Below are 262 nucleotides of genomic sequence, written 5' to 3'. Positions count from 1 at the left end.
AACTGGATGACGTCCGCGAAGCGCTGGCCGAAGTGGGCATCACCGGCATGACGGTCACCGAAGTGAAAGGCTTCGGCCGCCAGAAGGGCCACACCGAGCTGTACCGCGGCGCCGAGTACATGGTCGACTTTCTGCCGAAGGTGAAGATAGAGATCGTGGTTGCCGACGACATCGTCGACACCTGCGTAGAAACCATCATGCAGACGGCGCAGACCGGCAAGATCGGCGACGGCAAGATCTTCGTCTTCGACGTGGCGCGCGT

Annotated in this window: 1 protein-coding gene; it reads left to right on the top strand. The window is 61.5% G+C overall.

The annotated features are described in order from the left end of the window. Positions 1–2: 2 nt before the first annotated feature. Positions 3–262, top strand: a 260-nt coding sequence (locus tag AC4IFO_RS23215) for a P-II family nitrogen regulator (protein WP_490737880.1), incomplete at its 3' end; no start/stop codon positions are given.

Source organism: Providencia sp. UF-224, from assembly GCF_058245955.1.
The sequence above is the reverse complement of the archived record's forward strand: the minus strand, read 5'-3'. Positions and strand labels throughout refer to the sequence as shown.